Genomic DNA, 19,734 nt, shown 5'->3' on the forward strand with positions numbered 1-19,734 from the left:
CCGACCTGATCCGCCGCAACCTCTGGAGACCTGAATGACTGAGACCCTCCGCGCCGACGGGCGCACGCCGCAGCAGACCCGACCCGTCACGATCGAACGGGGTTGGAGCGCCCAGGCCGAAGGCAGCGCGCTCATCTCGTTCGGCAGCACGAAGGTGCTGTGCACCGCTTCGTTCACGCCGGGGGTGCCCCGCTGGCTCACCGGCAAGGGCACCGGTTGGGTGACCGCCGAGTACTCGATGCTGCCCCGCTCCACGAACGAGCGCATGCAGCGCGAGTCGATCAAGGGCAAGGTCGGCGGGCGCACCCACGAGATCTCGCGTCTCATCGGTCGCAGCCTCCGCGCCGTCATCGATACGAAAGCGCTGGGGGAGAACACCATCGTCATCGACTGCGACGTGCTGCAGGCCGACGGCGGAACGCGCACCGCCTCGATCACCGGCGCGTACGTCGCGCTCGTCGACGCGCTGGAGTGGGCTCGTGAGCGCGGGTTCATCGCGAAGAAGGCGAAGCCGCTCACGGACAGCGTCGCTGCGATCTCGGTCGGCATCGTGGGCGGCGTGCCGCTGAGCGACCTCGCGTACGTCGAGGATTCGCGCGCCGAGACCGACATGAACGTCGTCGTGACCGGTTCCGGCGACTTCGTCGAGGTGCAGGGCACTGCCGAGGGCGCTCCGTTCAACCGTGCCGAACTCGACGCGCTGCTCGACCTCGCGCTCGTGAGCACGACCGAGCTGGCCGATCTGCAGCGAGCAGCGCTGGCGGAGGCGCGCCGACCATGACCACCGTGGTACTCGCCTCGCACAATGCGCACAAGCTCGAAGAACTCCGCCGCATTCTCGGCCCGCTGATCCCCGGCGTCGAACTCATCGGATACGACGGGCCAGAGCCGGTGGAGAACGGCCTGAGCTTCGAGCAGAACGCGTTCATCAAAGCTCGCGCAGCTGCGGCCCGCACTGGGCTTCCGGCGATCGCCGACGACTCCGGCATCGCCGTCGATGTGCTCGGCGGCAGCCCCGGCATCTTCTCGGCGCGGTGGGGCGGGCCGGCGCGCGACGATCGCGCGAACGTCGAGCTCCTGCTCTGGCAGCTGACCGATGTCGCAGACGACCACCGCGACGCCGGATTCGTCTGCGCAGCGGCGCTCGCGCTGCCGGGCGACTCTCGCGACGGCGACATCTGCGAACTGGGCGTGTGGCCCGGCAGGGTGCTGCGGCAGCCGACCGGGGAGCACGGATTCGGGTACGACCCGATCTTCCAGCCGGATGGGGAGTCCCGATCTGCGGCTGAGCTGACCGGTGCCGAGAAGGACGCGCAGTCCCATCGCACGCGCGCCTTCACCGCCCTCGCGCCGGCGATCCGCGCGCTCGCGGAGTAATCCCGCATACCTTCGACGTCGGCTTGTGCGGCCCCACGGCCCGAGCCCGAGTGCACCGCGGCCGCTGCTGCTCCGCAGTGGTGGTCGCGACGCGGCACCCAACACACGAGTGACATCACTTCGACATCAGAGATGGAGACCACGCGATGAGCAACGCTTCAGCGAGTGGATTGGTGCGCCCGGACGTGACCGAGGCCGACGCCAGAACGATTGCACGCGAATGCTACGGGTTGGAGGTGACCGCTACCGAGCTCGGAAGCAATCAGGATCGCAATTTCGCGTTGACGGCCGCCGACGGCTCCCGCAGCGTGCTGCGGATCGACAACCCCGTCTTCGCGGACGACGCGCGGGATGCGCAACACGCCGCACTGGAGGCCTACCGCGCCGCAGGCGTGACAGCGGCCGCGGTGCTGCCCGGCCTCGACGGCGAGCTCACGCAGCACTGGCGCGGATTCGCCGTGCGCCGGAGCGAATTCGCGGCAGGGGAGCCGATGGTCGATCTCGGCTACTTCGCTTCTCCGGTGCTCGAGGCGTTCGGAGCGCTGTCGGCCGCATCGGCCAACGCGCTGGCAGGCCTCGAACACCCCGGCCTCGATCGCGACCACATGTGGGACATGCGTGTCGCCTTCGACGAGATCGGGCGCCTCGCCGGCTCGATCAGCGATGAAGAACTGCGGGATCGCGTCGTTCTCGCCGCCACCTCAGCCGACGAAGCGCTGGAGCCGCTCGTCGACGCGCTGCCGATCCAGGCGATCCACGGCGATCTGACCGATGACAATGTGATGGGTGAACGCGCTGCTGACACTCGCGTCTACCCGTCGACGGTGCTGGATCTCGGCGACCTCTCCTACGGGTGGCGCGTCGCCGAGCTCGCGGTGACGGCGAGCTCTCTGCTGCATCACGAAGCGGATCGACCCCTTCGGGTGCTCGAGACGGTCACCGCGTTCCACCGCGCGGCGCCACTCGCCGTCGCAGAGGCTCGAGCGGTATGGCCGTTGATCGTGCTCCGTGCCGCGCTGCTCGTCGCGAGCGGTTGGCGGCAGCTCGAGATCGACGGCGACAACGCGTACGCACGCGAGCGCGTCGACGGGGAACGCGCGATCTTCGACGCGGCCACATCCGTACCGCTCGCCGAAGCGACGGAGTCCGTGCTCGCCTCGCTCGGATTCGCGGGAGTCGCCGCGGGTAGCGGTCTGCAGCTGGTCGCTGCGCCGGCCCGCGTCTCGACACCGCCGCTGCGCTCGCTACTGCCAGAGCTCGGTGGTGATGCGGCGGTACTCGATCCTGGCGTCGAATCTGATGATCTCGCATCGGGCGCCTGGCTCGACGCAGATGCTGAAGCGCGGCTCGTACGCGCAGCGTTCGAATCGGGTCATGGCAGCGCCGTCTTCCCGTACGGCGTGTACCGTCTCACCCGCACCCGGGTCGATGCGCAGCGAGCGAGCGAGACCTGGCCCATCGCGACGGAGATCCACCTGGCGCCCGGCGACTCCCTGGGGGTCTCGGCGCCGGCCTCCGGGTCCGTCGCGGTTGCGACGAGTCAAGGCGTGCTGCTCGAACTCGCCGGCGGCTGGCACCTCGCGATCGACGGAGTCGAGGCCGTGGTGGAGCCCGGCGCTCCCGTCGCGGCGGGCGCTCCCGTCGCCCGTGTTCAGGGCGCGACCGGAGCGCGAGTGATCTCGGTGACCCTGGTCCGCGCCGACGCGCTGACCGGTGCCGACGCGCCGATCCTGGCGGTCGACGAGCCGGAAGCAGGATGCGCTCCGCTCGTCACTCCCGAGCGGGTTCCGGCGTGGCGCCGTTTCACTCAGGATCCCGCGAGGCTGCTCGGCCTCCCATCGCTCGCCCAGCACGACGCATCCGCGGACGAGCTCGCTCGCCGCTCGGAGATCTTCGCGAGCGCACAGGAGCGGTACTACGAACGCCCGATGCAGATCGAGCGCGGTTGGCGCCATCACCTCGTCGATACGACCGGTCGGTCGTACATCGACATGGTCAACAACGTGACAGGGCTGGGGCACGGGCATCCGGGCGTCGCCGACGCGGTCAATCGGCAGATCCGGCGACTCAACACGAACTCGCGCTTCCTCTACCGGGAGCTCGCGGAGTACAGCGAGCGTCTGCTCGCACTCCTGCCCGAAGGCTCGGCTCTCGACACGGTGCTCCTCGTGAACAGCGGCTCGGAAGCAGTCGATCTCGCATTGCGCCTGGCGCAGGCGGCGACCGGGCGAAACACCATCGTGGCGTTGCGAGAGGCCTATCACGGGTGGACCATGGCATCCGATGCGGTGACCACGAGCGCGTACGACAACCCGCACGCGCTCGAGAATCGACCGGACTGGGTGCACGTCGCGGACGTCCCGAACCGCTTTCGAGGAACCTACCGAGGTGCGGGCACCGGTGCGAAGTACGCGGCCGATCTCGGCGCCGACCTGCAGCGACTCGCGGACGAGGGGCGCGACGTGGCCGCCTTCATCTGCGAATCGGTGCTGGGCAACGCGGGCGGGGTGCTGCTGCCCGACGGGTACCTCGCCGACGTCTACGCTCGTGTGCGCGCTGCGGGCGGACTCTGCATCGCCGATGAAGTGCAGGTCGGGTTCGGGCGGATGGGTTCGAGCTTCTGGGGTTTCGAGCAATCCGGCGTGCTGCCCGATATCGTCACGATCGCGAAGCCGATGGGAAACGGATTTCCGATCGGGGGAGTCATCACGTCGAAGCGCATCGCCGATGCGCTCGCGATGCAGGGCCAGTTCTTCTCGTCGGCGGGCGGGAATCCGCTGAGCTGCCGAGTGGGCATCGCGGTACTCGACGCCATGGAGCAGGAGGGCTTGCAGCAGAACGCGCTCCGGGTCGGCGGGCGACTCGCCGACGGCTTCCGCGCACTCGCGGAACGCCACGAGATCGTCGGGCCGATCCACGGCGAGGGGCTGTATCTCGGCGTGGAACTCGTGCGCGATCGCGAAACGCTGGAGCCCGCCACAGCCGAGGCGGCCGCGATCTGCGAGCGGCTCAGAGAACTCGGCGTGATCGTCCTCACGACCTCCGAGCGTTCGAACGTGCTGAAGGTGAAGCCGCCGCTCTGCCTCACCGAGGAGAGCGCTGACGCCGTGCTCGCAGCCCTCGACCGGGTGCTCACCGAAGGCTGGTAGCGCCGCAACCCCTCGTCGAGCCCCTGCCCGCACGCCGAACCTCCAAGGGAGGCGCGTACAGCGGGCTGGGGCTCGTCGAGCGCGGAGGGGCTCGGCGCGAGCGCGGGGGCTCGGCGATCCTGCTGGCCCCGACGGCGGTTAGAGGCCGAGCACGGCGGAGGCGATCCCGAAGTAGACGAGGAGGCCGGTCGCATCGACGAATGTCGAGATGAACGGGTTCGAGAAGACGGCCGGGTCGACGCGCACCGTCCGGGCGAGCAGCGGCATGCAGCCGCCCACCACCGCGGCGACCGTGCAGACCGCGAGCAGGGTGAGCCCGATCACCATGCCGATCTGAACGGAGTAGAACGCCCAGGCGATTCCGAATCCGAGCGAGCCCAGCAGCAGGCCCAGCAGTGCCCCCGTGCGGAACTCGCGCGCGAGCACGCGGAGAATGTCGCGCGGGCGCACGTCTCCCAGCGCAAGCGCGCGTGTGACGGTGGTCGCGGCCTGATTGCCCGTGTTGCCTCCGGTTCCGATGAGGAGCGGCACGAAGAGTGCGAGCACGGTGACCTGTTCGATCGTCGCCTCGAAGATCTCGAGCACCTGAACGGTGAGTGTGGCGCCGACGGCCAGGACGAGCAGCCACACCACGCGAGAGCGCACGAGCGTGCGCACCGGCGTGGACAGGTACGGGCGGCGCAGCGGCTCGGAGCCGCCCTGACGCGCCGCGTCCTCGTTCTCGACGTGCTCAATGATCCGGATCGCGTCGTCGATCGTCAGCATGCCGACCAGCCGCTCCTCGCTGTCGACGATCGGCAGCGCCAGCAGGGAAAGATCCGCGCATCGACGTGCGGCGTACTCATCCGACTCGGTCGCGACGGCCGTGTGCGCCGGCTGCATCAAGTCGGCGACGAAGTCGTCGGGGCTCGCGGCCAGCAGCTCGCGCAGGCTGATGATGCCGACCACGACCCGCGTGCCGTCGAGCACCGGAATCGTATACACCGTCTCGGCGTCCGAGAGGTGGGCGCGAACACGTTCGAGCGTTTCAGCGACGGTCAGCGAAGCGCGAGTCGATACGTACTCGGGCGTCATGCGCCGGCCCACGCTGCCCTGCGGATACCCGAGCAGCTCGGCGGTCTGCAGGCGATCCTGCTCGGGCAAGCCGCGCAGCATCTGGGTCGCGAGCACCGACGGCACCTCGTCGAGCAGCCAGAGCCGATCGTCGGGGTCGAGCTCGGTGAAGAGCCGACTCACCTCGGTGTTCTGCAACCCGGCGAGCAGATCACCCTGCAATGAGGGCGGCAGCGCCTCAAAGAGCTCCATTGCGCGCTGCTTGGAGAGCAGCCTGAAGAGCACGGCGCGCTGCCGCAGATCGAGTCGCTCGAAGAGCGGCACGAGCTCCGTAGCGGAAAAGGGGGCGAGATCGCGGGTGAGCGCGGGAAGATCGCCTGCAGCGAGATGCTGCAGGATGCCGTCGAACGAGGCTTCGATGATCGGAATCTGCTGAGTGGTCATGACGGGTCTCCTCGCATGGACGCCGCTGGCGCCGCTCGGCGGGCGCACGGGCGCGCCCTGAAACGTATGGAACGTGCGGAGCCGGGCGTGCGCGGCGGGCGACGAGAACGACCGCTAGAGGGAACGCGTCGGAGCGTGCGCGAGACCCGGCTGATGACTGCAACTGTCACTGGACATCGGGCTCACCTCGCTTCGGTTCGGGATCTGGCTGATCAGGGGAACCCTAACAGTCCGACGCGCGATCCCCAAACGCACCCGCGGCTCGCGGCTCGAGACCGTTCATGTGCCGGATCCGTCGGCGCCACCAGCGGTTCATCATCGATCGGGAGGATGAACGAGGCCCGCCCCGACGTCTGCGGACGTGCCGTCTCGAACCCCTATCGGAAGGCTTCCGTGCTGATCTCCTCGACCTCACCCGAGTCCTCTTCGCGCCTCCGGCTCGCTGCGCTCGGGCTTGCCGGTGCCCTGCTCGCAGCACCGCTCGTCATCGCCTCAATCGGCCCCGCAACGGCGCACCCCCTGGACGAGCCCGAACCCGCTGCTGTCACCACCGCTGCGTCCTACGCGGATGCGCAGGTCGGAGACCTGGTCGACGTGCGCATCGGCGACGTGCATCCGACCCAGCCCTCTGTCGGGTACGACGAGGTCTACTACAAGCTCGGTCGCTACTCGGAACTCGGGAAGGACGCCGTCAACAAGCGTTTCGGCGACTGGTGCGAGGCCAACGGGCAATTGGACGCTGTCGCTGCCGATGCCGACGCGACACTGCACGACCCAGCGTCCTTCACCTGCGCGCTGCCGCTCGGCGGCGAGACCGAGCAGAGCATCGCCGAGATGAAGACCGTCGTCATCGGGCCCGAGGGCGCCCTGTACCTCACCGACGGGCACCACACGCTGACCTCGTTCGCGGAAACCGCTGATGGCGGCCTCAACCTGCACGTGCGGCTTCGCGTCACGGCGAACCTGAGCGACCAGGCGCCCGCGCAGTTCTGGCAGACGATGATCGCGAATCAGTGGACGTGGCTCGAGCAGGTCGACGGGGCGCCGATCACTCCCGCAGACCTGCCCGCCTCGGTCGGTCTCGGCAACTTCGCCGACGACCCCAACCGCAGCCTCCTGTACTTCGCACGCGACATCGGCTTCGCATCCGGAACGATCCCGTTCCAGGAGTTCTACTGGGGCGCGTGGGTGCGCGATGCGCAGCCCGTCGATCTCTCAGGATGGAACACGAATGATCGCGACAGCTACCTCGCGACCGTCCGCTCGCTCTCCGAAGCGCAGGTCGCGCTCGACCCGGCGGCACCCATCGCCGGTGGGTTCACGGCAGCCGATCTCGGAGTGCTGTCAGCGTGGAACGATGGCAAGGCGGAGGCGAAGGGGGAGTGGAACAAGCTCTCGCAGCCCTACGATGCCGAGAAGCCCGGCAAGCTCGCCTACGCGATGGCATACAAGTCGCAGCTGCCGCCCTCAGGAGAGGAGCCCGGTGGTGAAGAGCCGCCTGTGGATCCCGGAACTGTGCACGGGGCCCTCGCTGTGAGCGGGGATCTGCGCCCGGGCGGCGAGATCACGGTCAGCGGAAGCGGATTCGCGCCGTCGACCACGGGGTACTCGCTCGAAATGCGGTCGGAGCCGGTGCAGCTCGCCGAAGTATCCACGGATGAGACGGGCGCATTCGCCGCGACCGTGACGCTTCCGAGGGCAGCCGGCACAGGATCGCACCGTATCGCCCTGCTCTGGAACGGCGTCGAGGTCGGCGCCACCGAGGTGCAGATCGAAGCCGACGCACGGGCTGATGGCGATGCCGGGGCCGGCGCGGGTGGCAGTGGTGCCGGTGGACCGGGCGAGGCCGGTGGCACCGCAGCCGGCGGCAACTCCGGGGCCGGAGCGACTCCCGTAGCCGCTCAGGCGCCACCCGCGGCGGCGAAGCTCGCTGAGACGGGCGGCGCTCCCGTGATTGCCGCGACGACAGCGGCGCTCGCGATGATGCTCGTCGGAGGCGCGGTCACGGTGCTGCACACGCGCCGCCGCCGGGCCGAATAGCCGCGCAGCTCCCCAAATCTGCGAGCGGGGTCACTGTTCGTGGGTGTCGCATGTCCGACACGCACGAACAGTGACCCCGCTGCTGCGTGCGCGGCCGCGCCACGAAGGAACCTCGTACGTGCGCGAGGGGGGACTTGAACCCCCACGTCCGAAGACACTGGAACCTAAATCCAGCGCGTCTGCCAATTCCGCCACTCGCGCGTGGGCCGGCGAAGCCGACCGACACCCACTTTAGCGGTCGTTCGGCACGACCTCGGCGCCCTCGGGAAGCCGCGCGCCGGCTGGTATGCGTACGGTGACGTAGCCGTCAGCGCTCTGCGCGGCGGGGTGCACTGCCGGCCCGTCCGACGCGGACGCGGGGTCGACCATGAAACCGGGTTCGTCGCCGCGCAGGCCGGCTTCGATCTTGCCGACGCTCAGGCCGCCCGTCTCGCCGGTGGGGTGGTGCTGGCTCATGCGGTCGATCCACGCGAGCGCGATGGCAGAGACGATGAACGCGAGATGGATCGCGACCTCCCACATCACGCCATCCGACGAGTAGAGCACGCTGCCGTCCGCGTTGAGCACGACGCCGTTGTCCATCCGTCCGACCTCGATGAATGTCTTGAGCAGATGAATCGAGGAGATCGAGATGATCGACACGGCGAGCTTGACCTTGAGCAGGTTCGTGTTGACGTGCGACAGCCATTCGGGCTCGTCGTGGTGCCCTTGGACGCGGATCTTCGAGACGAAGGTCTCGTAGCCTCCGATGATCACCATAATCAGCAGGTTCGCGATCATGACGATGTCGATGAGTGCGAGCACACTCAGCATCACGTCGGTCTCGGTGATGTGCCCCGTGGCGATGACGTTCTCGACGAGGTGCCAGAGCTCGACGAAGAAGAGCACGACGTAGACGGCCTGCGCGACGATGAGGCCGAGGTACAGCGGCGCCTGGAGCCAGCGGCTCGCGAAGATGAAGGCGGCGAGTGTGCGCGAAGCAGGCCCCGGACCGGCCTGCGCGCTGCGTTCGGTGATGCTGGGTCGCTTGCTCACGTGGGTGGCCCTCTCGTGCTGGTGGAGTGCACCGCATGCTGATGAAGTGCACCATATGCTAGCGCAGCACGGATGTGGATTCGGGGGCCGGGGGATCGGCACCGAGCCGCAACGCGGCTAGGATGGCGGGAGCGAAAGGGAGTATTCCACTTCGCCCGTGTCGTCAAGACGCGTCGCTCCGCAGCGGCGCCGGTGCGGGCGCGGCGCATGCGACGGAAGTCGGGCGCCGGGAAGAGACTTTCGGCCCAGCCGTGCGCCCCGCGCCCCAGCCGTAAGGAAGTACACAACGGTGACTTCAGTTCTCCCGCTCTGGTTCGAGATCGGTTCGATGATCGCGCTCGTCGTGATCCTCGTCATCGACCTCGCCCTGATCGTTCGTCGTCCCCACGTCCCCTCCATGCGCGAGGCGAGCCTGTGGGTCGGCTTCTACGTGCTGCTCGCACTGATCTTCGCCGGCGCTATCTTCCTGCTGGGCGATGTGCAGCACGGCACGGAGTTCTTGGCGGGCTGGCTTACCGAGTACAGCCTCTCGATCGACAACCTCTTCGTGTTCGTGCTGATCCTCGCCAGCTTCAAGGTGCCGAACGCCTACCAGCAGCGCGCGCTGATGATCGGCATCGTGCTCGCACTGATCTTCCGCGGCGCGTTCATCCTGGTCGGCGCCGCGATCATCGAACGCTTCATCGCGATCTTCTTCATCTTCGGCGCGTGGCTGATCTGGACGGCTTGGCAGCAGGTGAAGCCGGGCGGGCACGACGAGCAGGGCGAGAGCTGGGTCATCCGACAGGTCAAGAAGGTGCTGCCCTTCAGCGACCACTACGACGGCGGCAAGCTGCGCACCACGGTTGACGGCAAGCGCATGTTCACCCCCTTCCTGCTGGTGCTCATCTCGTTGGGCGTGACCGACCTCCTCTTCGCCCTCGACTCGATTCCCGCAATCTTCGGCATCACGCAGAGCCCCTTCATCGTGTTCACAGCGAATGTGTTCGCCCTCATGGGCCTCCGGCAGCTGTACTTCTTGCTCGGCGGTCTGCTCGAGCGGCTGGAGTACCTCAAGTACGGCATCGCGGCGATCCTGGCGTTCATCGGCGTGAAGCTGATCCTGCACGCGCTGCACGAGAACGAGCTGCCGTTCATCAACGGCGGCGAGCACGTGCCGGTGCCCGAGATCAATACGTGGATGTCGCTCGGCTTCATCGTCGCGGCGATGCTGGTGGCCACAGTGGCGAGCGTGATCAAGGCGAATCGCGAGGCTCGTGCGCGCGGCGAGCACCTGCACCTCGGCGCTGCCGAGCCCATGGAGAAGCCGTCGCAGGGCCACGATCGCGCCAACCGCCACTAGGAAAGCGGTGGCGGCTCGTCATCGGCGCCGCCACCTTCTCGGCCGCATCGGGCACTCTGCATCGCGCGGTGATAGACTCTCGCCATGCGTTCGCGGGCTCTGCTTCTTCACAGCCGCGACGGGGTCTAGTCCATCGGCCGCCCGTCGCGGAGTTCTCGCATGGTCGATCCACCGCGTCGAAGCTCGCGAAATACTTTCGTGCCGCGCGGTGTTGAACAGCACAGTGCTGAGTGCACAGAACCGGGAAGAGAAGCACACATGAGCGAGCAGTTTGCGTCGGAGTCGGCCGTACGGCCACGCACCCTGGCTGAGAAACTCTGGGACGACCACGTCGTCGTCAAAGGGGAGAACGGCCAGCCCGATCTCATCTACATCGATCTCCACCTCATCCACGAGGTGACGAGTCCGCAGGCGTTCGACGGTCTGCGCGTCGCAGGGAGACCGCTTCGCCGCGTCGACCTGATGATCGCGACGGAGGATCACAACACCCCGACCGTCAACATCACGCGGCAGATCGAGGACCCGACGAGCCGTCTCCAGATCGAGACGCTGCGTCAGAACGTCGCCGAGTTCGGTGTGCGGGCGCACCCCCTCGGCGACCGCGAACAGGGCATCGTGCACGTCGTCGGACCGCAGCTGGGCTTGTCGATGCCGGGAATCACCGTGGTGTGCGGTGACAGCCACACCTCGACCCATGGGGCGTTCGGCGCTCTGGCGTTCGGCATCGGCACCAGCGAGGTCGAGCACGTCATGGCGACGCAGACCCTGCCGCTGAAGCCGTTCAAGACCATGGCGATCAACGTCGAGGGCGAGCTGCGTCCGGGTGTCACCGCGAAGGACATCATTCTCGCCGTCATCGCGAAGATCGGCACCGGCGGCGGCCAGGGCTACGTGCTCGAGTACCGCGGGTCCGCGATCCGCGGTCTCTCGATGGACGGTCGCATGACGATGTGCAACATGTCGATCGAAGCCGGCGCACGTGCGGGCATGGTGGCCCCTGACGAGACGACGTTCGAGTACGTCAAGGGCCGCCCCCACGCCCCGCGCGGCGCCGATTGGGACGACGCGGTCGCGTACTGGAATACGCTCCCGACCGATGAGGGCGCCGTGTTCGACAAGGAAGTGTTCATCGACGCCGAGTCGCTCGAACCGTTTGTGACGTGGGGCACGAACCCCGGGCAGGGCGTACTGCTCAGCGAATCGGTGCCCGATCCCGATGCGATCACTGATCCCAACGAGCGCGCCGCCGCCGAGCGCGCGCTCGAATACATGGATCTCGAGGCGGGGACGCCGATGAAGGAGATCCCCGTCGACGCCGTCTTCATGGGATCGTGCACGAATAGCCGTCTCGACGATCTGCGCACCTTCGCCGAGATCATCAAGGGCAAGCAGAAGGCCGAGGGCGTGCGGCTCATGGTGGTCCCCGGGTCGGCCCGCGTGCGCGCCGAGGCCGAAGCAGAGGGGATCGACCGCATCGTCGAGGCGTTCGGCGGCGAGTGGCGATTCGCCGGCTGCTCGATGTGCCTGGGCATGAACCCGGACCAGCTGGCGCCGGGCGAACGATGCGCGTCGACGTCGAATCGAAACTTCGAGGGGCGTCAGGGCAAGGGCGGGCGCACGCATCTGGTTTCGCCGCTCGTGGCAGCGGCGACCGCGATCCGAGGCACGCTGTCGAGCCCGTGGGACTTGCAGGACGACCTCGCGAAGGGCATCTCCCACGACGCTCCGGAGGGGTCCGACCTCCCCGTGCGTCGCCGTATTCCGATCATGCCCGTCTCCGAGAAGGCGGGAGCCTGAACCATGCAGAAGTTCACGACTTTCACTGGCATCGCCGCGCCGCTCCAGCGATCGAACGTCGATACCGACCAGATCATCCCCGCAGTGTTCTTGAAGCGGGTCACGAAGACCGGCTTCGAAGACGCGCTGTTCTCCCACTGGCGGCAGGACGAGAACTTCGTCTTGAACCAGCCCGCCTTCCAAGGCGCTGAGATCCTCGTCGCCGGCGCCGACTTCGGCACGGGTTCGTCGCGCGAGCACGCGGTGTGGGCGCTTCGCGACTACGGTTTCAGGGTCGTCATCTCGCCCCGCTTCGCGGATATCTTCCGCGGCAACTCGGGGAAGCAGGGGCTGCTCGCGGCTCAGGTGACCGAGGACGAAGTGAAGCAGATTTGGGCCGCGATCGACGCCGATCCCGGAATGAGCGTCACGGTGAGTCTCGAGGACTGCACGATCACCGCGGGCGCGCTCACGATTCCCTTCGAAGTGGACGAATACACGCGTTGGCGCCTGATGGAAGGGCACGACGATATCTCCTTGACGCTCCGCGACGCGGACGCCATCACCAGGTTCGAGGCGAATCGCCCGAACTGGATGCCGACAACGACCCCCGTGGAGGCCGAATGACCAAGCACACAGTGAACGAGGCCCAGTTGGAGACGGAAGCGGAGGCGCCCGAGGAGGCGGCCGCCGTGTCGACGGAAGAATCGGAAGCCGCCGGGCGCAAGCTCGACGCGCAGAAGGCGGGCGCCCGTGTGGGCCTGACCTCTGACGAGATCATCATCAACGGCGGCCGCCCGCTGAAGGGCCGCATCGAGGTGCGCGGCGCGAAGAACCTCGCGACGAAGGCGATGGTCGCCGCACTACTCGGCAAGACGCCGAGCGTGCTGCGCAACGTCCCCAACATCTCCGACGTGCGCGTCGTGGCCGGGCTGCTCGCCCTCCACGGTGTGCTCATCACGCGCGGCGAGCAGGGCGGCGAGTGGCGCCTTGACCCGTCGAACGTCGAGGTGGCCCACCAGGCCGACATCGATGCGCACGCCGGCTCGTCGCGCATTCCGATCCTCTTCTGCGGACCGCTGCTGCACCGCCTCGGCGAGGCGTTCATCCCCGATCTCGGCGGATGCCGGATCGGCGATCGCCCGATCGACTTCCACCTCGATGCGCTGCGCAACTTCGGCGCCGTCATCGAGAAGCTGCCGAGCGGCATCAGCCTCACCGCGCCCGACGGTCTCAAGGGAGCCAACATCGAGCTGCCGTACCCCTCCGTCGGAGCGACGGAGCAGGTGCTGCTGACGGCCGTCCTCGCCGAGGGGCAGACGGAGCTGCGCAATGCGGCGATCGAGCCGGAGATCGTCGATCTCATCTGCATCCTGCAGAAGATGGGCGCGATCATCTCGATGGAGCCCAACCGGGTGATCTTCATCGAGGGGGTACCGGAGCTCCGCGGGTACGATCACCGGGCCATCTTCGACCGGAACGAGGCCGCCAGCTGGGCTGCAGCAGCTCTGGCGACGAAGGGCGACGTCTTCGTCGGCGGCGTCGAGCAGGAAGAGATGATGACCTTCCTCAACGTCTTCCGCAAGGTCGGCGGCGACTTCGACGTGCACGACGACGGCATCCGCTTCTGGCACCCGGGTGGTGCGCTCAAGCCGGTCACCATCGAGACCGATGTGCACCCGGGATTCATGACGGACTGGCAGCAGCCGCTCGTCGTGGCGCTCACGCAGGCCGAGGGCCAGTCGACCATCCACGAGACGGTGTACGAGAACCGGTTCGGATTCACCGACGCCCTCGTCAAGATGGGTGCCGACATCGTGGTGTACAAGGAGGGCCTGCACGACGCGACTCGTCGCGTGAAGCGACGGGAGTTCGAGCAGGCCGCCGTCATCACCGGACCAACACCACTCCACGGAGCCGATATCGAGGTGCCCGACCTGCGCGGCGGCTTCAGTCACCTCATCGCTGCGCTGACCGCGGAGGGCCAGTCGAAGGTCACGAACCTCGGCATCATCTCGCGCGGGTACGAGAACTTCATCGAGAAGCTGCATCTGCTCGGCGCTGATTTCGTCTACGAGAGCTGAGCGCAGAAACTCTCCTGCGAATGCGGCGGTTGCCCGGGGCGTATGCCACTGGGCAACCGCCGCATTCGAGATAATGGACCTATGACTGACACCGTGAAGTTCCGGAGCCGACTGTCGCCTGAGAAGCGTCGGCCCTCGGCGTTCTGGGTGCTGGCCCTCATGATCCTGCCGTTCTGGTCGCTCATGGTGCGGTACCGTTTCACGCCGCAGTCGAAGCTTCCGGAGCGCGGGCCCTTCATCCTCGCCCCGAATCACTACAGCGAAGTCGACCCGATCGCGGTGGGCGCCGCTGTATGGCATCTCGGCCGCTTGCCGCGCTTCATGGCGAAGGCCAGCCTCTTCAAGGTGCCCGTCCTCGGGTGGCTCATGCGGGCATCCGGTCAGGTGCCGGTGCAGCGCGACGGTGTCGCCCGCTCCGCGAGCCGCGACGGCAACCCGATGAGTGCGGCCTCGCAGATCATCGAACGGCAGGACGGCGTGATCGTGTACCCGGAGGGCACGCTCACCCGTGATCCCGACCTGTGGCCGATGCGGGGCAAGAGCGGAGCCGTGAGACTCGCACTCGAAGCGGGTATTCCACTGATCCCGGTGGCCCACTGGGGCACGCATCGGCTGATGCCGCGCTATGCGAAGCGACTGCACCCGTTTCCGCGCAAGACGATCGAGGTCGCCATCGGCGAACCGCTCGATCTCAGTCGCTACGCGGGCAAACCGGTCGATCAGCGAACCATCAACGAGGCGACGCGGGAGCTGATGGACGCCATCACGGCGCTCCTCGCCGGGCTCCGAGGCGAACAGCCGCCGGCTGAACGCTGGGATCCGAGCAAGCACCAGCAGAGCGAAACGGGGCGCTTTTGACTACTCGATCCGCAGCAGCGGGATCGGTCCACAGTGATCGCAATCGGGGCCGAAGGGTCGCGGTCATCGGCGCGGGGAGCTGGGGAACCACCTTCGCCAAGGTGCTCGCCGACGCGGGGTGCGACGTCACGATGTGGGCGCGTCGCCCCGAGATCGCAAATGAGATCCAGGTCGCGCGCCGCAACAGTCAGTATCTGCCTGGCGTGAATCTGCCGAAGACGCTCACGGCGACGGACGATCTGGCCACGGCGCTGCAGGGGGCGCGACTCGTCTTCCTCGCCGTCCCGAGCCAGACGCTGCGTCAGAATCTCATCGACCTCGAACCGTATCTCGATCGACGGTCCGTGCTCGTGAGCCTGGTGAAAGGCGTCGAGAAGACGACGACCATGCGGATGTCGGAGGTGATCGCCGACACGCTCGATCTCGGACCCGAGCGCATCGCGGTGGTATCGGGCCCCAACATCGCCCTCGAGATCGCGAAAGAACAGCCGACTGGAGCCGTGGCTTCGTGCGTGGACCTCGGCGTCGCTCAAGAAGTGGCGATGGCTGCGAACGCGCCGTACTTCCGAACGTACGTGAATACTGATGTCATCGGAACGGAACTCGGCGGCGTGCTGAAGAACCTCATCGCGCTCGCCATCGGCATCGTGGACGGCGTCGGTTACGGCGAGAACACGAAGGCTGCGATCATCACTCGCGGGCTCGCCGAGATGACGGAGTTCTCGGTAGCCTCAGGCGCCGATCCTGCGACCCTCTCCGGTCTCGCGGGCCTCGGCGATCTCATCGCCACCTGCCAGTCGCCGCTCTCCCGCAACAACACCGCAGGCCGCCTCATCGGTCAGGGGTACACGCAGGAGGAGACCCGCGAGCAGATGCAGCAGGTCGCCGAAGGCATCACGTCGGTACCGCCCGTGCTCGAACTCGCTCGGGAACGCGGAATCGTCATGCCGATCGTCGAGCAGGTGCAGATGGTGCTCAGCGGCAAGATGCAGCCCGAGTACCTCGGCCCGCACCTCGCCACCGAAGACGACGTGCCGCAAGCGGAACTCAGCTTGGGATCGCCCCAGATCGGTCGACTGAAACGACTGTTCGACCGTATGAAGGGAACACGCGGGTGACTGCCAACGCACTCCGAGAAGATGCTCCGGCGAAGCGCACGGTGGTGCTGCTGTTCGGAGGCCGGTCGAGTGAGCACGGCATCAGTTGTGTGACCGCAGCGGGTGTGCTCCGCGCGATCGACCGCGCGAAGTTCGACGTGATTCCCGTGGGAATCACTCAGCAGGGCGCCACCGTGCTGATGGAAGAAGCGGATCTCGACGGGTACCGGCTCGACGCAGCAGCGCTTCCCGAAGTCGCCGACAACGGCACCCGCGTGCTGTGGCCGGCGTCGACCGCCACCCGTGTCATCAGCGTGATCGACCGTTCGGGGCGAGTCCGAGAGCTCGGGAGTGCTGACGCAGTGCTGCCGATGCTGCACGGCCCCTACGGCGAAGACGGCACCGTGCAGGGCATGCTCGATCTCGTGGATCTGCCCTACGTGGGGAGCGGCGTGCTGGGCTCGGCCCTGTGCATGGACAAGCACGCGGTCAAGACCGTTCTGGCAGATGCGGGCATCGCCGTGGCGCCGTGGAACACGGTGACGCGTTCTCAGCTCGACGCCGACCCCGCACTGGTCTCCCGGCTCGACGCAGATCTGACGTACCCGCTCTTCGTGAAGCCCGCCCGGGCGGGATCGAGCGTTGGCGTCAGCAAGGTCGTCGCGCCGGCGGAGCTGCCGGCGGCGCTGGAAGTCGCGTTCGCCGAGGATCGCACCGTGCTCGTCGAATCCGGCGTCGTCGGCCGCGAGGTCGAGATCGCAGTGCTCGAGGGCCGCCGCGACGCGCGCCCGCGAACGAGCACCGTGATCGGCGAGATCGTGATCTCCGGCGGCGGCTTCTACGACTTCGCGTCGAAGTACCTAGACGGTTCAGGCGTGCGCCTGGACCTGCCCGCCGAGGTGAGCGAAGCGGAGTTCGCGGCGCTGCAACGCGACGCTGTCCTCGCGTTCGAGATCGCCCAGTGCGCCGGGCTTGCGCGGGTCGACTTCTTCTTGACGGAGAACGGCCCGGTGCTCAACGAGATCAACACGCTTCCCGGTTTCACGCCGATCTCGATGTACCCTCGCCTCTGGGAAGCATCGGGACTGAGCTATACCGAGCTCATCACGGAGCTCATCGAGCTCGCGATCGAGCGCCGCCCGGCGTACTGAGCTGCCTCGACGTTACGGGCGCGTCGTCACTGCTTCGCTCCGGGGACGTCGAACGTGTCGGAGAGCGTGGTGCACTCGCGCTCTTGAGGGAGCTGCTGTACGACCGCATTGAGGTCAACCGTCGTTTCGGTGCCGCTCACCTGCTCGGAGTCGACGAAGACCGCGAGGCCGGGCGTTCGACCGTACGGCTCGAAGCGATAGATGGGAGCGGCTGAGTCGTCGATCACCCAATCGACGCCGTTGACGTTCACGCACGTGTCCGTGGTCGGTCCGCTCGGCTCGACACCGCACACGAGCTGCACGGCGCCGTCACCCCAAGCGCCGGTCGCCTGAGCGTTCGTGTAGCGCCGTTCCTCCCCGGCGACGATGTCGGGCAGCCGCACGATCACATTGGCGCACGCCGGATTATTCGCGTCCTCCGCAGCGTCCATCGGCACGATGGGAGCGCATGCCGACAGGAGTGTCGCGGTACTCGCGAGTGCTGCTGAGAGTGCGACGATCTTGAGGGCCCGAAACTTCACCGTTCCAGCCTACTCGCCGGGGCCTGGTCGAGTGCCGGGCGCGGGGGCGAGGTGTGGACGCGGGAGCGACGGTAGCGTAGGAACGTGGAACCACGAGAGACGTTCGCGCCCACGGTCGGAGAACTGGGGGAGTCCGGCGTGCTCGCGCGCGTCCTCGCGCAGCTCTCAGAGGCGAGCGCCGTCGAGCTGGGCCCGGGCGACGACTGCGCGGTGCTGCGGCACGAGGGCGACATCGTCGTGACGACCGACACCATGATCGAGGGCCCCGATTTCCGCCTCGCCTGGCATGACGGCTTCGAACTCGGCTGGAAGTTGGCGGCGACGAACCTCTCCGATGTTGCCGCCATGGGCGCGCGTCCGACCGCACTGACCGTCGCGCTCGCAGTACCGCTCGATACTCCCGTGCATCTCCTCGAGCGAATCGCGGAGGGTCTCGACGCTGCGTGTCGTGCGCTGGCGCCGGGGTGCGGCGTGGTGGGCGGCGACCTGGGGAGAGCGCCTGTGGTGACTGCCGCGGTCACGGCGCTCGGCGACCTCGAAGGGCGGGCGCCGGTGCTGCGTTCCGGCGCCCGCGCGGGCGACGTCGTGGCGTATGCGGGGGAGTTGGGGCTCGCAGGGCTCGGTCTCTCGCTGCTCTTCGCGGAGGGCCTCGCGTCCGATGGCACCGCGAGTGCGGATGCCGTGCCCGGGCTCTGGGCCGCGCATCCGGAGGTCCTCGCCGCGCAACTCGCGCCGGCGCCTCCCATACCGCTCGGCATCGCAGCTGCACAGGGCGGGGCAACGGCCATGATGGACGTCTCCGACGCTCTCTCGATCGACAGTGAGCGCCTGGCTCGCGCGAGCGACGTGCAGATCGGCTTCTCCTCGGCGCTGCTCGAACGCGGCTTCGGCGAGCAGAGCGGAGTCGTGGTGCCGGTCGAAGCGATGCTGCACGGCGGCGAGGATCACGGTCTGCTCGCGACCTTCCCTGCCGACGTCGCGCTGCCCGCCGGGTTCCGGCCCATCGGGACTGTGGTGGAGGCGCCCAAATCAGGATCCTCGGTCGGAGCAGAGCCAGTCGCGGCACACATGGACACCGGACAGGGCGCCGGGATCCTGTCGCTCGATGGCACAGCGCTCGTCTCGCGCGGCTGGGACCCCTACATCGTGCAGTATCCAGGTACTGCATGACATGTGGCGAAGCTCAGCGATCCCGCGAGTCAATCGAGAAACTAACTCGATACGAACCCCATTGTGTTCCATGCAACGTGCACCGAAATAGGAACCAAGATGTTTCGTTGCGAGAGCAGGTACAGGGCTCCGAGCAGTAGTCCAACAAGGCCGTAATTCAGAAGGAGCGGCCACTCGGCGATACTTCGTAGATGCAATGCGCCGAACAGGGCGCTGGACACGATGAGCGCCACCCATGTCGGTGTTCGACGGGCAAGCTTTCCGATGAGCACTCCGCGAAAGATGACCTCTTCGAGCACGGGTTCGACGATTCCCGATGCGACGAAAAGTAGACTCGCCAGTAGCACGGAACTCTTCGCGAGCACCGGTAACTGGGCTGTCGACTGCGCGTTCTCTCCGTCGGGTGGCACTCCCAGGTGGAAGAAGATGGTCGTAGTGATGATTCCTCATAGGTAGGCCGTGACGAATCCGAAAGTTCCCCATCCCACGAACCCCCATGGGCAATGCGAGTCGCCCTCCAACCCGAAGCGAGCTCGCGACGGAAACACCGGAAAGCGGCGACGCCGATCAGCACGTACACCATGAGGCGTGCTATGGCCGTGCCCTCGCGGTGCTTCTCCCGGGAACCTTCGTCTCC

Annotated in this window: 16 protein-coding genes and 1 tRNA gene; 12 read left to right on the forward strand and 5 right to left on the reverse strand. The window is 67.4% G+C overall.

What is annotated here, in order from left to right; all coding sequences use genetic code 11:
* Positions 1-34 precede the first annotated feature (34 nt).
* The 3 genes from rph to JSQ98_RS02075 all read left to right on the forward strand — a co-directional run bounded on the left by rph (position 35) and on the right by JSQ98_RS02075 (position 4,526).
* Positions 35-781: a ribonuclease PH gene (gene rph / locus JSQ98_RS02065; protein WP_211648163.1), complete on the forward strand. Its 747-nt coding sequence runs from the start codon at positions 35-37 to the stop codon at positions 779-781.
* The gene (locus JSQ98_RS02070) at positions 778-1,377 is read left to right on the forward strand and encodes a non-canonical purine NTP pyrophosphatase (RefSeq protein WP_211648164.1); all 600 of its coding nucleotides are present in this window, start codon (positions 778-780) and stop codon (positions 1,375-1,377) included. Before rph ends, JSQ98_RS02070 begins: the two co-directional genes overlap by 4 nt.
* A 146-nt stretch (positions 1,378-1,523) precedes the next feature.
* Positions 1,524-4,526: an aminotransferase gene (locus tag JSQ98_RS02075; RefSeq protein WP_211648165.1), complete on the forward strand. Its 3,003-nt coding sequence runs from the start codon at positions 1,524-1,526 to the stop codon at positions 4,524-4,526.
* A gap of 138 nt (positions 4,527-4,664) precedes the next feature.
* Here JSQ98_RS02075 and mgtE read toward each other — a convergent pair whose 3' ends face one another.
* On the reverse strand, positions 4,665-6,023 hold the full coding sequence (gene mgtE / locus JSQ98_RS02080) for a magnesium transporter (RefSeq protein ID WP_211648166.1): 1,359 nt from the start codon (positions 6,021-6,023) through the stop codon (positions 4,665-4,667).
* A 330-nt stretch (positions 6,024-6,353) separates the two neighbouring features.
* Between mgtE and JSQ98_RS02085 the strand changes: the two genes are divergently transcribed.
* A complete protein-coding gene (locus tag JSQ98_RS02085; RefSeq protein ID WP_211648168.1) occupies positions 6,354-8,063 on the forward strand; it encodes a ParB/Srx family N-terminal domain-containing protein in 1,710 nt (569 codons plus the stop codon).
* Positions 8,064-8,182: 119 nt separating this feature from the next.
* Here JSQ98_RS02085 and JSQ98_RS02090 read toward each other — a convergent pair.
* A tRNA-Leu gene (locus tag JSQ98_RS02090) sits at positions 8,183-8,264 on the reverse strand.
* A gap of 30 nt (positions 8,265-8,294) precedes the next feature.
* Entirely contained in the window at positions 8,295-9,098 is an 804-nt protein-coding gene (locus JSQ98_RS02095; RefSeq protein WP_346728703.1) for a TIGR00645 family protein, read from the reverse strand.
* A 289-nt stretch (positions 9,099-9,387) separates the two neighbouring features.
* On the opposite strand from JSQ98_RS02095, the gene JSQ98_RS02100 reads away from it, so the two are divergent.
* The 7 genes from JSQ98_RS02100 (at position 9,388) to JSQ98_RS02130 (ending at position 17,406) form a co-directional block, all read left to right on the forward strand.
* The gene (locus tag JSQ98_RS02100) at positions 9,388-10,440 is read left to right on the forward strand and encodes a TerC family protein (protein ID WP_211648170.1); all 1,053 of its coding nucleotides are present in this window, start codon (positions 9,388-9,390) and stop codon (positions 10,438-10,440) included.
* A gap of 258 nt (positions 10,441-10,698) precedes the next feature.
* Positions 10,699-12,237, forward strand: a complete 1,539-nt coding sequence (gene leuC, locus JSQ98_RS02105; RefSeq protein WP_211648171.1) for a 3-isopropylmalate dehydratase large subunit — start codon at positions 10,699-10,701, stop codon at positions 12,235-12,237.
* Between the two features lie 3 nt (positions 12,238-12,240).
* Positions 12,241-12,843 carry a 3-isopropylmalate dehydratase small subunit gene (gene leuD / locus JSQ98_RS02110; RefSeq protein ID WP_090148378.1) on the forward strand — a complete coding sequence of 201 codons (603 nt, stop codon included), beginning with the start codon at positions 12,241-12,243 and terminating at the stop codon, positions 12,841-12,843.
* Between the two features lie 128 nt (positions 12,844-12,971).
* Positions 12,972-14,300 (forward strand): UDP-N-acetylglucosamine 1-carboxyvinyltransferase, encoded by a 1,329-nt coding sequence (murA, locus tag JSQ98_RS02115; protein WP_090149698.1) that lies wholly within the window; start codon positions 12,972-12,974, stop codon positions 14,298-14,300.
* Between the two features lie 81 nt (positions 14,301-14,381).
* On the forward strand, positions 14,382-15,158 hold the full coding sequence (locus JSQ98_RS02120; protein ID WP_211648172.1) for a lysophospholipid acyltransferase family protein: 777 nt from the start codon (positions 14,382-14,384) through the stop codon (positions 15,156-15,158).
* The gene (locus JSQ98_RS02125) at positions 15,155-16,276 is read left to right on the forward strand and encodes an NAD(P)H-dependent glycerol-3-phosphate dehydrogenase (RefSeq protein ID WP_211648173.1); all 1,122 of its coding nucleotides are present in this window, start codon (positions 15,155-15,157) and stop codon (positions 16,274-16,276) included. The genes JSQ98_RS02120 and JSQ98_RS02125 overlap by 4 nt, the downstream gene beginning before the upstream one ends.
* The gene (locus JSQ98_RS02130; RefSeq protein WP_211648174.1) at positions 16,273-17,406 is read left to right on the forward strand and encodes a D-alanine--D-alanine ligase family protein; all 1,134 of its coding nucleotides are present in this window, start codon (positions 16,273-16,275) and stop codon (positions 17,404-17,406) included. Before JSQ98_RS02125 ends, JSQ98_RS02130 begins: the two co-directional genes overlap by 4 nt.
* Positions 17,407-17,432: 26 nt before the next feature.
* Here the strand turns inward: JSQ98_RS02130 and JSQ98_RS02135 are convergent, their stop codons facing one another.
* A complete protein-coding gene (locus JSQ98_RS02135) occupies positions 17,433-17,927 on the reverse strand; it encodes a DUF3515 family protein (RefSeq protein WP_200329208.1) in 495 nt (164 codons plus the stop codon).
* A gap of 84 nt (positions 17,928-18,011) precedes the next feature.
* Between JSQ98_RS02135 and thiL the strand changes: the two genes are divergently transcribed.
* Positions 18,012-19,097 (forward strand): thiamine-phosphate kinase, encoded by a 1,086-nt coding sequence (gene thiL, locus JSQ98_RS02140; protein WP_346728704.1) that lies wholly within the window; start codon positions 18,012-18,014, stop codon positions 19,095-19,097.
* A 41-nt stretch (positions 19,098-19,138) separates the two neighbouring features.
* Here thiL and JSQ98_RS15480 read toward each other — a convergent pair whose 3' ends face one another.
* Positions 19,139-19,507: a CPBP family intramembrane glutamic endopeptidase gene (locus JSQ98_RS15480; protein ID WP_430413588.1), complete on the reverse strand. Its 369-nt coding sequence runs from the start codon at positions 19,505-19,507 to the stop codon at positions 19,139-19,141.
* Between the last annotated feature and the right edge of the window lie 227 nt (positions 19,508-19,734).

It is taken from the genome of Leucobacter manosquensis (genome assembly GCF_018304845.1).
Taxonomy (GTDB): domain Bacteria; phylum Actinomycetota; class Actinomycetes; order Actinomycetales; family Microbacteriaceae; genus Leucobacter; species Leucobacter alluvii.